General features: G+C 66.4%; 10 protein-coding genes. 6 read left to right on the top strand and 4 right to left on the bottom strand.

All coding sequences use genetic code 11. The features are described from left to right. Positions 1-7: 7 nt before the first annotated feature. The 6 genes from VM621_RS14395 (at position 8) to VM621_RS14370 (ending at position 10894) form a co-directional block, all read left to right on the top strand. On the top strand, positions 8-778 hold the full coding sequence (locus VM621_RS14395; protein WP_325469649.1) for an EAL domain-containing protein: 771 nt from the start codon (positions 8-10) through the stop codon (positions 776-778). A gap of 218 nt (positions 779-996) precedes the next feature. Beyond that, positions 997-2136, top strand: a complete 1140-nt coding sequence (locus tag VM621_RS14390) for a hypothetical protein (protein ID WP_325469648.1) — start codon at positions 997-999, stop codon at positions 2134-2136. Further along, positions 2136-3293, top strand: coding sequence for an efflux RND transporter periplasmic adaptor subunit (locus VM621_RS14385; RefSeq protein WP_325469647.1), 1158 nt, complete (start codon positions 2136-2138; stop codon positions 3291-3293). The genes VM621_RS14390 and VM621_RS14385 overlap by 1 nt, the downstream gene beginning before the upstream one ends. Next, a complete protein-coding gene (locus tag VM621_RS14380) occupies positions 3290-6403 on the top strand; it encodes an efflux RND transporter permease subunit (protein ID WP_325469646.1) in 3114 nt (1037 codons plus the stop codon). The genes VM621_RS14385 and VM621_RS14380 overlap by 4 nt, the downstream gene beginning before the upstream one ends. A gap of 10 nt (positions 6404-6413) precedes the next feature. Continuing rightward, a complete protein-coding gene (locus tag VM621_RS14375) occupies positions 6414-9527 on the top strand; it encodes an efflux RND transporter permease subunit (RefSeq protein WP_325469645.1) in 3114 nt (1037 codons plus the stop codon). Further along, entirely contained in the window at positions 9524-10894 is a 1371-nt protein-coding gene (locus VM621_RS14370; protein ID WP_325469644.1) for an efflux transporter outer membrane subunit, read from the top strand. Before VM621_RS14375 ends, VM621_RS14370 begins: the two co-directional genes overlap by 4 nt. Here the strand turns inward: VM621_RS14370 and VM621_RS14365 are convergent, their stop codons facing one another. The 4 genes from VM621_RS14365 to VM621_RS14350 are packed head-to-tail and all read right to left on the bottom strand — an operon-like array spanning position 10895 to position 14497. Beyond that, complete coding sequence (locus tag VM621_RS14365) at positions 10895-11734, bottom strand: hypothetical protein (protein WP_325469643.1); 840 nt, start codon at positions 11732-11734, stop codon at positions 10895-10897. It abuts the gene before it with no gap. Further along, positions 11731-13068 carry a lipopolysaccharide biosynthesis protein gene (locus VM621_RS14360; RefSeq protein WP_325469642.1) on the bottom strand — a complete coding sequence of 446 codons (1338 nt, stop codon included), beginning with the start codon at positions 13066-13068 and terminating at the stop codon, positions 11731-11733. Before VM621_RS14360 ends, VM621_RS14365 begins: the two co-directional genes overlap by 4 nt. Further along, positions 13065-14249, bottom strand: coding sequence for a serine palmitoyltransferase (gene spt / locus VM621_RS14355; RefSeq protein ID WP_325469641.1), 1185 nt, complete (start codon positions 14247-14249; stop codon positions 13065-13067). The genes VM621_RS14360 and spt overlap by 4 nt, the downstream gene beginning before the upstream one ends. Next, positions 14246-14497 carry an acyl carrier protein gene (locus VM621_RS14350; RefSeq protein ID WP_325469640.1) on the bottom strand — a complete coding sequence of 84 codons (252 nt, stop codon included), beginning with the start codon at positions 14495-14497 and terminating at the stop codon, positions 14246-14248. The genes spt and VM621_RS14350 overlap by 4 nt, the downstream gene beginning before the upstream one ends. Between the last annotated feature and the right edge of the window lie 9 nt (positions 14498-14506).

Raw genomic sequence — 14506 nt, 5'->3', positions numbered from 1 at the left:
AGGTTCAATGGGTACGCAGCAGTCTTGCGGTGCATGCCGTAACGGAGAAGGGTTTCAGCAGGCGATCACGATGGCGTTCCAGCCCATCGTGGATGTGTCGACGCGAACCGTGTTCGCTCATGAGGCACTGGTGCGCGGCGTCGACGGAACGTCCGCCCAGGACGTGCTCGCCGCGGTCGGCCCGGAAAACCAGTACGCGTTCGATCAGTCGTGTCGTGTGCGCGCGCTCGAGTGCGCGGTCGAGTCACGGCTCCCGGCCCTGGTGTCGATCAACTTCCTGCCCAACGCGGTCTACAACCCCGAGCATTGCCTGCGTGCAACGCTTACGGCCGCCGAGCGCGTCGGCTGGCCACTGTCGAAGATCATTTTCGAAGTCACCGAGCACGAGGAGATAGCGGATCACCAGCATCTCCTTGGCATTCTGCGGACGTACCGTGCCCGCGGCTTCCAGACGGCCATCGACGATTTCGGTGCGGGCTATGCAGGGCTCAACCTGCTTGCGGACTTTCAGCCCGACCTGCTCAAACTCGACATCGGGCTCGTCCGCGACATCGACAGGGACAGGGTTCGCCAGCGCATCGTCTCCCACATGGTGGGCCTTTGCGCGGCGCTTGGCGTGCGTGTCATCGGCGAGGGTGTCGAAACCCCGGGTGAGCACTCGGCGCTGTTCGATACCGGCGTCTTCCTGCAGCAGGGATACCTGTTTGCCAGGCCGAGTACCGGGCCGGTGCGCGAACCGACGTTTCCCGCCGGTTCCAATTCAGTACCGCCGCCGTAGTGCCAGGTCAGTAACGGCCCAGGGTGTATCAAATTGGTCCTCCTAAGTTTAAAATAAGGATTCGCGGGCCGCGATAGTGCCGGAGCGTTTCTCGACGCTTGTACTGGATCAGGGCCGGTTCCGACCCCACGTGGTGGAACGCGCTGTTATCGCTGCGGCAAAGGATTCGCATCGCCCGGCGCGGACATTATTTTCGCCTGATCACGGGAAGTTCCATTTTGAGCACTACGGATTCGCTGCGTGTCGTCCCCCTTGATGGCAAGGCGGACCTGGACCGCTTCATCAAGCTGCCTGGCTCTTTCCTGGGCTCCGACCCTGCCTGGATCCCGCCGCTGACGCTCGAACGGCGCCTGCACCTTGGCGCCAAGACCAATCCCTGGTTCGAACACGCCCGCTGGAAGGGCTGGCTCGCCTACCGCGGCGACACGCCGGTCGGCCGTATCAGCGCCCAGATCGACTCGCTCCATCTGGAGATCCACGCGGACGACGCGGGTTTCTTCGGCATGCTCGATGCCGAGGACAATCAGGAGACTTTCGACGCTCTGATCGGTGCGGCGGAAGCCTGGCTGCGTAGCGAGGGCATGAAACGCGTGCGCGGCCCGCTGAGCCTCTCGATCAACGACGAGGTCGGCTTGCTGGTGGACGGCTTCGACACCTCGCCGTATTTCATGATGGGCCACACCAGGCCCTATTACGGCGGGCGTATCGAGCAGGCCGGTTACCACAAGGCCAAGGACATGCTGGCCTACGTGGTGGAGCCCGATTTCCCGGCACCGAAAGTCATGAAGCGTCTGCTGGGCAAGTCCAAGCAGAGCATCCGGGTGCGTCCGCTGGACCGCAAGCGCTTCGACGAGGAGCTTGCCGTACTGCGCGACATCTTCAATGACGCCTGGTCGGACAACTGGGGTTTCGTGCCCTTCACCGAGGCGGAGTTCAAGGATCTCGGCCATACGCTCAAGGTGCTGATCGCTTCGGAGCTGATCCAGATCGCCGAGGTGGATGGCGTGCCGGCGGCCTTCATCGTCGCACTGCCGAATGTCAACGAAGTGATCAAGGACTTCGGCGGCTCGCTGCTGCCGCTCAACTGGGCGAAGCTGCTATGGGGGCTGAAGGTGAAGTTCCCGACGTCGTCTCGCGTGCCGCTGATGGGCGTGCGCAAGAGCTTCCACAACACCCCGCTCGGCCCCGGACTGGCCTTCCTGGTCATCGACGCCGTGCGTCACCATCTCATTGCCCGCGGCGTGAAAGAGGTCGAATTGTCGTGGATTCTCGAGGACAACGACGGTATGCGGAACATCATCGAAGCGATCGGCGGTCGCGATTACAAGCGTTACCGCGTCTACGAGAAGGCACTCTGATGGCCAGCTCATTCTCCCGGTTAGGGCCGGTGATCATTGGCGTCGTCGCGATGGCCGGTGTGGCCTGTTCGAAGAAGAGCGCGCCGGATGCCGACCAGAGCGTGCCGGTAGTGGTCGCCACGGCCCGTGAGGGTGGTTTCGTCGTCTACCGCTCGCAGCCGGGTACGGTCACGCCTTCCAATAGCGTGCTGGTCCGCAGCCAGGTGGATGGGGTGCTCAAGCGCATCGCTTTCAGCGGCGGCCAGATGGTCAAGCAGGGCGACGTGCTCGCCGAAATCGACCCGCGCGCATCCCAGGCGCAACTCCAGCTCGCCACCGGCGATCTGGCAGCCAGCCAGGCCAAGCTGGCCAACGCCCAGGAGACCCTCAAGCACTTCGAGGTACTGGCCACGCAGGATTCCATCTCGGCCCAGCGTCTGGCCGACCAGAAATCGCTGGTCGCGCAATACACCGCTGAAGTGAAGTCCGAGCAGGGCCGTATCGGCACGGCCAACCTGCAGGTTTCCAACGCCCGCATCACCTCGCCGATCGACGGTATGGTCGGCCTGCGCCGCGTCGATCCGGGCAACCTGGTCGGCCCCTCCGATGCCCGCGGTATCGTGGTGGTCACCCAGTCCCAGCCCAGCAAGGTGGTCTTCTCGGTACCGGTGAACGTGGTGCCGCACGTGCTCAAGCGCCTCAATGGCGGCGCCTGCATTCCGGTCGACGCGCTGGGCGACGGTCCTGACGATGTGCTCGCCACCGGCCGTCTTAAGGCCGCCAACAACCAGGTGGATCCCGCGACCGGAACGGTGAAGTTCGAGGCCGAGTTCGCCAACGCCGATAACGCACTGCTGCCTAACCAGTTCGTCACCGCGAAGCTGCCCGTCGACGTGCTGCCGCAGGCGATTCTCGTCCCTGCCGCGGCGATTCAGCAGGGTGCGCAGGGCCCGTTCGTGTATGTGATCAAGGACGACAAGACCGCCGCCGTCGTGCCGGTCAAGCTCGGTCCGGGCGACACGAGCACGGCCGTCATCGCATCGGGCGTGTCGCCGGGGGCGACGGTAGTGGTTGAGGGTGCGGACCGGCTCCGCGCCGGCACGATGGTCAACGCCACGAAGAGTGCCGAGCCTGCGCCGACGTCCGCCGCAACGGCTCCGCAATGTCATAAGCCGTGAATCCGTCCCGCCTGTTCATCCTGAAGCCGGTCGCGACCTCACTGCTGGCCATCGCCATCCTGCTGGTCGGCCTGTTCGCTTACCGGTTCCTGCCGCTTTCGGCGCTGCCGGAAGTCGACTTCCCGACGATCGAAGTCGTCACGGCGTATCCGGGTGCGGGACCGCAGGTGATGGCCTCGACCGTCACCGCGCCGCTGGAGCGTCAGCTCGGACAGATGCCCGGCCTGAGCCAGATGTCGTCGACGAGTTCGGCCGGCGCATCGACGGTCACGTTACGCTTCAACCTCGAACTGCCGCTGGACGTGGCCGAACAGGAAGTGCAGGCCGCGATCAACGCCGCCGCGCCGCTGTTGCCGACCGACATTTCGCAGCCGCCGATCTACCGCAAGGTGAACCCGGCGGATGCGCCGGTGATGACGCTCGCGCTGACCTCGCCGACGCTGTCGCTGCGGGTCTTGCGCGAGCTGGCCGATACCCGTCTCGTGCCGAAGCTCTCGCAGGTGACGGGCGTCGGCCTGGTCAGTCTCGAGGGCGGCCAGCAGCCGGCGATCGTGGTGCAGGCCGATCCGGCCAGGCTCCACGCGCAGGGCATGACGCTTGACGACCTGCGCACCGCGTTACGCGATGCGAACGCCAACCAGGCCAAGGGCAGCCTGGAGGGACCCGTACGCTCGTCCAACATCGCGATCGGCAAACCCATCGATACCGCGAGCGACTTCCAGCGCCTGACCGTCGCGCATCGCGACGGTGCCGTCGTGCGCCTGGGCGACGTGGCGAAGGTCGCCGACGGTGCCGAGAATTCACGCCTTGCCGCGTGGTCGGGCGCGGAGCCGGCGATCGTCCTGCAGATCCGCCGCCAGCCCGGCGCCAACGTGGTGGAGGTGGTCGATCGTATCCGCGACCTGCTGCCGCAGCTGAAGACCGCGCTGCCGGCCGCGGTCGACGTCGCGACCCTGACCGACCGTACCGAGACCGTGCGCGCCGCCGTGCACGACACCCAGCTCGAACTGGTCTTCGCGGTCGTCCTCGTGGTGTTGGTGATCTTCCTGTTCCTGGGCAGTGGCACGGCCACGGTGATTCCCGGCGTGGTGGTACCGCTCTCGCTGATCGGCACGTTCGCGGTCATGTACCTGGCCGGCTTCTCGGTCAACAACCTCACGCTGATGGCACTGATCGTGGCGACCGGTTTCATGGTCGACGACGCGATCGTGATGATCGAGAACATCGCCCGTTATGTCGAAGCGGGCGAAGATCCGTTCTCGGCCGCGCTGAAGGGCTCGCGGCAGATCGCCTTCACCGTCGTCTCGCTGACCCTGTCACTGCTGGCGGTGCTGATCCCGCTGCTGTTCATGGGCGGCCTGGTCGGACGCCTGTTCCGCGAATTCGCGATCACCCTCGCGGTGGCGATCCTGATTTCCTGCGTGGTATCGCTGACGCTGACACCGATGATGTGCGCCCGCATGCTTCGGCGCACGCCCGAGGTATCCCGGCAGAGCCGTCTCGTGCGCAAGGGCAGGCAATGGCACGACACGGTGTTGGCGAAGTACGCACGCGGCCTCGACTGGGTCCTGGCGCGCCAGACGGCGACGTTGATCACGGTGGCCGCCATGGCCGCACTGGCCGTCGTTCTATACGCCGTGATCCCTCGCGGCCTCTTTCCTGTGCAGGATTCCGGCGATATACAGGGTATTTCCGTCGCCTCGCCGACCGTATCGTTCGAGGCCATGGCCAAACGCCAGCAGGCACTGGCCGCGGAGATCCGTAAAGATCCCGCCGTCGAGAACGTGGCGTCCTTCATCGGCGTCGGTGACGGCGCGCTGTCGCTCAACAGCGGTCGCCTGCTGATTCATCTCAAGCCCTTGAGCCACCGCGATCGCGTCGGCAAGGTCGTCGAGCGGCTCGCCGAGGCCGCCAACAAGGTCGATGGCATCGCGCTGTACCTGCAGCCGGTGCCCGATCTCACGATCGACGATCGCGTGAGTCCGGGTCAGTACCGGTTCTCGGTCGAGAATGCGGACCCGGCGCTGCTGGCACAGTGGATGCCGCGGATCATCGGTCCGCTGCAAGGTATCCGGAAGCTTTCCGGTGTGACCAGCGACCAGCAGAACAACGGCCTGGAAGCGTATGTCGAGGTCGACCACGACCTGGCGAGCCGCTATGGGATCACCTCGGCCGCCGTGGGCGATGCGCTGTACAACGCTTTCGGCCAGCGTCAGGTGGGCACGCTGCTCACCCTGGCCAGCCAGCGTCGCGTGATCCTGCAGACCGCACCGAACGCCGACGGCACCGCCGGTGCCATGGGCGGCATCTATCTCGCCCCGCAGGCGGGCGCCGGCGATACCGGCGGTGACGCGAGCGATCCCTCGTCCAGGCTGATTCCGCTGTCGTCGATCGCCAGGGTGAGCGAACGCACGGGACCGCTGGTGGTCACCCGGATCGACCAGCTGCCCGCGGCGACGGTGTCGTTCAATGTTGCCTCCGGCGTCTCGCTCGATGGCGCGATCGCGGCCGTGGATGCGGCATGGCGCGATCTGAAGCGGCCCAACGGCATGCAGCTTCGCTGGCAGGGTTCATCGCAGGCCTTCCAGGCATCGCGCGATGGCCAACCCTGGTTGATCCTGGCTACGCTGATTACCGTCTACATCGTGCTCGGCGTGTTGTACGAGAGCTATATCCATCCGCTGACGATCCTGTCGACGCTCCCGTCGGCGGGCATCGGTGCGCTGCTGGCCCTGATGATCGGTGGGTTCGAACTCGACGTGATCTCGCTCATCGGCGTGATCCTGTTGATCGGTATCGTGCAGAAGAACGCGATCATGCTGATCGACTTCGCGATCGATGCGCAACGTCAGCAGGGCCTGGCGCCACGCGATGCCATCGTGCGGGCGTGCATGTTGCGTTTCCGTCCCATCATCATGACCACGCTCGCCGCGATGCTCGGCGCACTGCCCCTGATGCTGGGCGGCGGCATGGGCTCGGAGCTTCGCCACCCGCTTGGCGTGGGCATTTTCTGGGGCCTGCTGGTCAGCCAGCTGCTGACGCTGTTCACCACACCGGTGATCTACCTCGCCTTCGAGCGCGTGCTGCAGCGTCGAGGGCAGCGCGCGTGAGTCGCCGGGCATGAACGTCTCCAGGCTCTTCATCGACCGGCCGGTGGCGACCTCGCTGCTGTGCATCGGACTGGTGATCGCCGGGCTGCTCGCGTGGCGGCTGCTGCCGATCGCGTCGCTGCCCGAGGTAAACGTGCCGACGATCAAGGTCTCGGCCGAGCTGCCGGGCGCGAGTCCGGCGACGATGGTCTCGGCGGTGGCGACCCCGCTCGAGCGTGCGCTGGGGCGTATCGCCGGTGTCACCGAGATGACGTCCGTCAGCACGGTCGGCGGTACGGACATCCGCATGACCTTCGATTTCTCGCGCAACGTGGTCGGCGCCACGCGAGACGTGCAGGCGGCGATCAATGCCGCGCGCGGCGACCTGCCTGCCGACATGCCGGCCAGCCCGACGTACCGTGCGGTCAGTTCCGCCGACGCGCCCGTGCTGGTGCTCGGCCTGACCTCGCGGGACGCCAGTCCGGCACGGATGTACGCCGTCGCCTCGACCACCTTCAGCCAGATGCTGGCGCAGGTGGACGGCGTTGGCGCGGTGGAACTCGTCGGCAGTTCCGTGCCGGCCGTACGCATCGACCTGGATCCCACGGCGATGAACCAGCGCGGCGTGGGCTTCGAACAGCTGCGCCACGCGGTGGCCGCAGCCGTTTCGAACCAGGCCGGCGGCGCGCTGGACATAGGCGAACGCTATTTGCAGGTCACCACGAACGGGCAGCTCGCGACGGCCGAAGCGTTCCGCTCGCTGGTGGTGGCCGGCCGCGACGGCGCCGCCGTACCGCTCGGCGATATCGCCAGGGTGGTCGATACCGTGCGGGATCCCGCCAACGCGGCACTCGCCAATGGCGAGCCGGCGGTGCTGGCGCTGGTCCGTCACAAGGCGGGCGCCAACATCATCGACGTGATCGACGGTGTCGACCGCCGCCTTCCGGCGTTGCAGGCGTCGCTGCCGGGCGACATGAAGGTGAGCGTCATCGTCGATCGCGCGACCTCGGTGCGCGGCTCGCTCAGCGGTGCCGAGCACACGCTGGCGCTGGCCGTGGTGCTGGTTGTCGTGGTGATGCTGCTGTTCCTGCGCGATGTCCGCGCGGCCCTGATCGCCAGCGCCGTGGCACCCATCTCGCTGCTGGGCGCCATGGCGGTGATGTACCTGCTCGGCTACAGCCTCGACATCCTTTCGCTGATGGCGCTGACGATCGCCGTGGGCTTCACGGTGGACGATGCCGTGGTCGTGGTGGAGAACATCGCGCGGCACATCGAAGAGGGTATGTCGCCGCACGATGCCGCGCGCCTCGGCGCGGGCGAGGTCGGCCTGACCGTCGTATCCATGAGTGCGGTGCTGGTCGCCGTCTTCATACCCTTGCTGTTGATGGGCGGTTACGTCGGCTTGTTCGTGCGCGAATTCGCCGTCACGCTCGCGGTAGTGATCGCGATCTCGCTGATCGTGTCGCTGACGGTCGTGCCCATGCTGTGCGCGTCGTGGCTGAAGCCGGAAGGCGCGCGCCGCGCCCGGGGCCGTATCTTCGCGTGGAGCGAACGTGGCTTCGCCAGGCTGCAGAAGGCCTACGACGAGAGCCTCGTCTGGGCACTGCGCCGCGCTCCGCTGACCATGCTCTCCCTGCTTGCGGTGTTGTGTCTCAGCGTGGTGCTTTACATCGTGGTGCCCAAGGGCTTCTTCCCCCGCCAGGACACCGGCGAGCTGACCGGCGACTTCGACACCGATGGCAGTGCTTCGTTCGCCGTGGCCAGCGACAAATTGGGCCGCTTCCTCGAGATGGTGCGTGCCGATCCTGCCGTCCAAAGCGCGGCCGGTTATGTGGAGCGCAACACGGGCTCGCTGTTCGCCACACTGAAACCGTTGTCCACACGCGATGCCAGTGCGGACGAGGTGGCGGCACGGCTGAACGTGAAGCTGGCGAAGCTCTCGGGCGGCACGTTCACGGTGACCTCGGTGCAGAACATTCGCGTCGGCGGACGCCGCAGCCGCGCCTCCAACGAATACACGATCCAGGCCGACTCACCGGAACTCCTGCGCACGTGGGCCCCGCGGATAGCCCAGGCCATGACCACGATTCCGCAGATCGGCAACGTGCACAGCGACAATGGCGGCACGGCACTGGCGACGTCGCTGGACGTGGATCGCGACACCGCGGCGCAGTACGGCATCAGTTATGCCCGTATCGATGGCGTACTGCGCAATGCCTTCGCCGGGCGGCGCGTGGCGACCATCTTCACCCCGTCCGACCAGGTGCCCGTGTTGATGGGCGTCGCTCCCGAGCATGCGCAATCGCCGGAAGCCTTCCATGCGATCCAGGTGCCGGGTGACGGCGGCGGCGTACCTCTGCTGGGACTGGGCCACGTGCGCCAGTTCAATACGCCGCTGGGGATGGCCCACTTCGGCCAGTCCCCGGCGGCGACGATCTCGTTCGACAGGGCCGAGGGCGTGTCGCTGTCGCAGGCGACACAGGCGATCCAGCGCGCGGTGGACAAGATGGCCATGCCGACGTCCGTGCGCAGCACATTCGCCGGTTCGGCGGGTGCGTTCCGGCAGGTGGCCTCGAGCGAGCCGGCGCTGATCCTCGGCGCCTTCCTGACGCTGTACATCGTGCTGGGCATTCTTTACGAAAGCTGTTTCCATCCGCTGACGATCCTGTCGACGTTGCCATCGGCAGCGGTCGGCGCCGTGTTCGCGCTGATCGTCTTCCGGACCGACTTCGATGTGATCGCCTTCATCGGCATCTTCGCCCTCATCGGTATCGTCATGAAGAACGCGATCATGATGGTGGACTTCGCCCTTGCCGCGCAGCGCGGCGAGGGGCTCACGCCGGCCGAGGCGATCCAGAAGGCATGCCGCCTGCGTTTCCGCCCGATCCTGATGACCTCGCTGGCGGTCATGGTGGCGGCGGTGCCGCTGGCCGTGTCGCGCGGCGATGGTGCCGAAATGCACGCGCCACTGGGCATCGCGATGGGTGGTGGGCTGGTGGTCAGCCAGTTGTTGACGCTTTACACGACCCCGGTTGTGTACCTTTATCTCGACAGATTCAGCAGGTGGGCAAGCAGATGGATGCAGAGTTTCGGGGCCCGGCGCGATGCGGGATGGTCAAGCGCGCGCGAGGAGCCGCTGCCGTGAGCCCGCGCATGCACGCGCAAGGCCTCCGGGCCATGCTTGTCGCCAGCGCCGTGGTGCTCATCGTGGCGTGTTCCGAGGTCGGGCCAAACTACGTGCGTTCGTCCGCGCCTGTGCCCGCGGCTTACAAGGAAGCCGGCGCGCACGCTGCCCCGCACACCGAAACGGCGATCGCCGGAACGTGGTGGGAAATCTATGGCGATCCGACGCTGGACGCGCTGGTCGCGCAGGTGGCGGTGAGCAACCAGTCGCTGGCCGCCGCCGCGGCCCGTGTCGGCCAGGCCCAGGCACTCATCCAGGTAGCGAGTGGCGCCTCGATACCGTCGGTCACCGCCGGCTCGTTGAAGTCCGGGCGCAGGAACGAGAACGATATCGGTATCGGGGTCAGTTGGGAGCTCGACCTCTGGGGTCGGATCCGCCGCGACGTCGAATCCCACCGCGCGATCGCGGAGGCAAGCAAGGACGACCTCGCCGCCGCCACGCTGTCGATTCAGGCGCAACTGGTGCAGAGCTATTTCGCCCTGCGTCAGGACGACGCCGTGATCGATCTCCTGGAGCGCTCCGCGGACGCGACCGGGCAGTGGCAGCGGATGGTGGGCAATCAGTACGCGCAGGGCCAGGCATCCAGCGCAAACGTGGCCGATGCGACGATGAAGGCCAGCGCGGCGCAGCTCCAGCTGGCGGATACGAAGGCCGCGCGCGCGCAGCTCGAACACGCGATCGCCGTCATGCTCGGCAAGGCGCCGGCGGATTTTTCCATCGCGCCGGCGCCGTTCATCGCCAACGTGCCCGAGGTGCCCACGGGGGTGCCGGCCAGCCTGCTGGAGCGCCGTCCGGACGTCGCCGCCAGCGAGCGCCGGATGGCCGCGGCGAGCGCCCGCATCGGCGTCGCCAAGGCCGAGACCTTGCCCTCGATCAACCTGGCTGCCGGCATCGGCGTGCTGAGGGGCCCGACGGGAACGGCCGATATCCGCGCGCCACTGTTCACCGGCGGCCGGCTGACCGGGCAGCTCGCCAACGCCGACGAAGCCTATAACGAGGCGGTCGCGAATTACCGGCAGACCGTACTCGACGCCTTCCGTGAAGTGGAAGACGGCCTCGTGGTCACCCATACACTGGCGGCCAACGCCGAACTCCAGGCCAAAGCGGCCAAGGCGGCAACGGAGGCCGATCGCGTCACGCGCAACCAGTACAAGGAAGGCGCCGCCGACTATCCCGCTGTCGTTGAAGCCGCCAATGCGGCGCTCGACGGCGTCCGCGGCGACATGCAACTGCGCCTGCGTCGCCTGGACGCCAGCGTGAACCTCATCATGGCCTTGGGCGGCGGCTGGCAACCCGAGTCCGTCCGCGACCCGCGGTCACCGCGCTGACTAAAGCGGATACCGGGCGACGAGGGTGTCCAGGCGCGACCGGGTTTCGGTCGCCAGCGGCGCCGGCGTGTCGTAATGGCGACGGCCCGACAAGGCCTCGGCGACCATCTCGTCGTGGCGCGAGCCCATCAGGCCGTTGATGGCGGCGAGGAAGCGCGACATCCTGAAGGCGTGATCGTTGGGCTCGAGCGTTCGCAACGTGTCGTAGAACGACACCTGCATGCTGACGATCTTGCGCACCGTGTGGAACTGGCGGCCGGCGAAGTGGGTGCGCGCCATGGCCTTCTTCAGGCTGCGCATTTCCGCTTTCTGGAAGGCGATCAGTCCCGCCTCGTCGTCGATGCGCGTGCTTTCCATCGCGCGCCGGACCAGCGACCAGATCGGCCTGGACAGCAGGAGTTTCAGCAGGAGACCGTAGCGGACGATGCCACCGCGCCGGCCACTGCGGAACGCGTCCTGCAGCTTGCCCATCACGCGCGTGGTGAGGTCGAAGAGAGGGTTCGACGCGTGATCCCGGCTGTACAGGCGTTGCGCGAAGCGCAGGTGCTTGTAGCGCGCGCGGATGTGCTTGAACTCGAGGCGCTCGTCGGCGCTGAGGCCTTCGTGGCGAAGGAGTTTCTCGACCAGCCGCCCTGCGTCCTCGCGCGTGAAGCCGTCTTTCCAGAACTGCAGGCACAGGGCGTAACACTGCCGGATCGACTCGTCCGGGCATCCCAGCACGATGGGGTCGGGCAGGGCGACATGAGCGTCGACGATATCGTCCACGTCTACCGCGTCGAACAATCGCCGCAAGGTCTCGGCTGGGAATGTCTGCCACTGGGGCCCACGTCGGAGGGTCATTGCTGCGCTTCCTCGGGCTTGTAGAACGAAAGCGTGTGTCGCTTGCGATAGGCCGATACGGTCGGAATCAGCGAGAAGAAGGCCTCCAGGCACTGGCCGCCGAAGTAGGCGATCGCCGCGCCCATGATGCCGATGAAATGCGTCAAGCCGATGAGCAGCCCCGCGTAAAGCAGCGCGGCGAGGAACTGCGCCACCAGGGCCGCTCGCTGGCGACCGGCGATGTAGAGCAGCGATTCCAGCGGGAAGGCCGCCATGGATACCACCAGCGCCGCCGACATCACCTGAAGGAGGCCGTAGGCCTCCAGATATTGCTGCCCGAAGATGCCGCCGATGAGCGGCTTGCCGACGACGATGACCAGCAGGGCGACGAGCGCGCCCAGGCCGCCGGCGAGGGCAGCCGAGCGCAGGCCCAGCTTCCACGGTCGCGTGCTGGCTGGATCGAGGCGCATGATTTCGGGATAAAAGCTCTTCTGCATGAGCGAGGCCGGCGTGCCGGCTGCGTCGAAGAAGGTCAGGGCGACCTTGAACAGGCCGGCCGCGGTCGGCCCGAGCATGATGCCGACCAGCACGTTGCTGCCGGCGTTACGCGCGGACCAGATCGAATGAGCGAAGTTGGTGGTCCAGACGAAGTCCCAGGCGCCCTTGATCCGACGCGCAGGGCCGAACAGGCCGGGGCGTAGCGCGTGTTCGATGTTCTGCCGGCGCAGTTCGCGCACGGCGAACAGCCACAGCGCGGCATCGCCGACCAGGCTCGAGACGTACCATGTCGCCAGGAAGCCGGGAAATCCCAGGTGGGCGAAGTACGCGATGACGCTGCCGACGGCGCGCAGGAACGGCGTGACGGCCTGCTGCACGGCGATCAGGTCGAAGCGGTCGATCGAACGGAGGATGCCCGTGGGTGTCGCCGCGGTCATGGTCGGAATCAGTGTGCAGTAGGCGAGTGCCCACCAGAAATCCTCTACCGAGATGCCCACCGAGTGACTCAGCAGCGGCAATAGGATCATGCCGCCGACGGCTGCGACGGCGCCGCTCGCCAGGTCCAGGCCAAACGAGAATCCGGTGACGTCACGGAAACGGTCGATGTCCTTGTGGGTGAGGGCAGGGGTGCCGAACTGGACGACGAACTGCCAGGTCTGGAACTTCGCGAAGTCGCTCACGCTCTTCGCGTAAGCCTGCACGACCACCAGGGTGCCGAACAGCGCAGGCGTCATGCCACGCCCCGCGCAGCCCAGTGCCAGCAAGCTCAGCAGGGCGCTGACGAGGTTGCTCGATCCGAGGATGGACGCGTTGCGCACGATGGCGCGGAACGCGCCATCGGAGAACCAGTGCTTCATGCCCTTGCGCCGGCCCAGCTCCCGAACGCGGCGCAGATGGCGTCGATCTGCTCCGGCGTGTGGGCGGCGCTGACACTGCAGCGGAGCAGCGATTCGTTGCCTGGCGTGGCCGGCGGCACCATGAGGTTCACGTACACGCCGTTCTTGAGCAGGTGGTCCCAGAACCGCAAGGCTTCCAGCTTTTCGCCGACGAGCACGGCGACGACGGCGTTGGCCGGTGCGCCCAGACGGAAGCCCAGCGCGGAAAGACCGGCGTGCAATCGTTCCGCATTGGCTTGCAGTTGCTGCCTGAGCGCAGTGGCGGCTTCCAGCTTGCGCAGCGCCGTCCGCGTTGCGGCGATCGTCGCCGGCGCGAGCGAAGCGGTGAAAACGTAGGGACGGCTGGCGTAACGGAGCACGTCCATGTCCGCCGAGTCGCCGACGCAGAACCCGCCGGTATTACCCAGGCTCTTGCTGAAGGTGCCGACGACGTAGTCGACATCCGCAAGCACACCGTCCTCTTCCGCCAGGCCCTGGCCCTTCTTGCCGAGCACGCCCATGGAGTGGGCTTCGTCGACCAGCAGCGTCGCGTCGAATTCCTGTTTCACGCGGACGAACTCGCGCAGCGGCGCGCGGTCGCCCAGCATACTGTAGACGCCCTCGACGACGATCAGCGCATCGGCGGCACCGTCACCGAGGCGACGCATGCGCTTGGCAAGGTCGTCGGCATCGTTGTGGCGGAAGCGGATGGTGTTCGCACCAGCCAGCGTGCAACCGTCGTAGATGCTGGCATGGCTGTCGGCGTCGATCATCACGGTATCGCCCGGGCCGGCAAGTGCGGAGATCATGCCCAGGTTCGCCTGGTAACCGGTGGAGAACACGATGGCGTCGCGCTTGCCGTAGAAGCGGGCAAGGTCCCGTTCGAGTTCGCGATGCGAGGCATAGCTGCCATTGGCCATGCGCGAGCCGGTGGTGCCGGTGCCCGAGCTCTCCAGGGCGTCGCGCGCGGAGGCGACGCTATCCGGATCGAAGGTCATGCCCAAGTAGTTGTTGGTCCCCGCGAGAATGGTCTTGCGGCCATCGATCAGACCTTCGGTCGGCGACAGGATCCGGTCGATCTGCACGCCGAAGGGGTCGATGCCGACCGCCGCCAGTTCCTGCCGGACAGCGCGAACCGCCTTCAGCCTGATGTTCTCTTTCATGCGGCATCACCCGTGGATTTCTGGATCAACGAGGCGAAGTCGCCCATGGTGCGGACTTCGGCCAGCGCATTGATCGGCACGGAGATATCGAAGCGATCTTCGACGGCGACGACGAGGTCCATGACCCTGAGCGAGTCCAGCCCCAGCTCACTGGTGAGCCCGGTGCTTTCGTCGATCACCGCCACACGCCCCTCGGCGATCGGGGTAACGAGTTCGACAAGTTGTGCAACAACATCGTGGTGGTTCATCGGGGCACT

This window comes from Luteibacter sp., from assembly GCF_035539195.1.
Taxonomy (GTDB): domain Bacteria; phylum Pseudomonadota; class Gammaproteobacteria; order Xanthomonadales; family Rhodanobacteraceae; genus Luteibacter.
The sequence above is the reverse complement of the archived record's forward strand: the minus strand, read 5'-3'. Positions and strand labels throughout refer to the sequence as shown.

What these genes read in the sequence shown, in the direction of transcription:
- VM621_RS14395 (WP_325469649.1), top strand. Translation starts at nt 8, where the DNA reads ATGGGTACGCAGCAGTCTTGCGGTGCATGCCGTAACGGAGAAGGGTTT.
- VM621_RS14385 (WP_325469647.1), top strand. Translation starts at nt 2,136, where the DNA reads ATGGCCAGCTCATTCTCCCGGTTAGGGCCGGTGATCATTGGCGTCGTC.
- VM621_RS14375 (WP_325469645.1), top strand. Translation starts at nt 6,414, where the DNA reads ATGAACGTCTCCAGGCTCTTCATCGACCGGCCGGTGGCGACCTCGCTG.
- VM621_RS14365 (WP_325469643.1), bottom strand. Translation starts at nt 11,734, where the DNA reads ATGACCCTCCGACGTGGGCCCCAGTGGCAGACATTCCCAGCCGAGACC.
- VM621_RS14360 (WP_325469642.1), bottom strand. Translation starts at nt 13,068, where the DNA reads ATGAAGCACTGGTTCTCCGATGGCGCGTTCCGCGCCATCGTGCGCAAC.
- spt (WP_325469641.1), bottom strand. Translation starts at nt 14,249, where the DNA reads ATGAAAGAGAACATCAGGCTGAAGGCGGTTCGCGCTGTCCGGCAGGAA.
- VM621_RS14350 (WP_325469640.1), bottom strand. Translation starts at nt 14,497, where the DNA reads ATGAACCACCACGATGTTGTTGCACAACTTGTCGAACTCGTTACCCCG.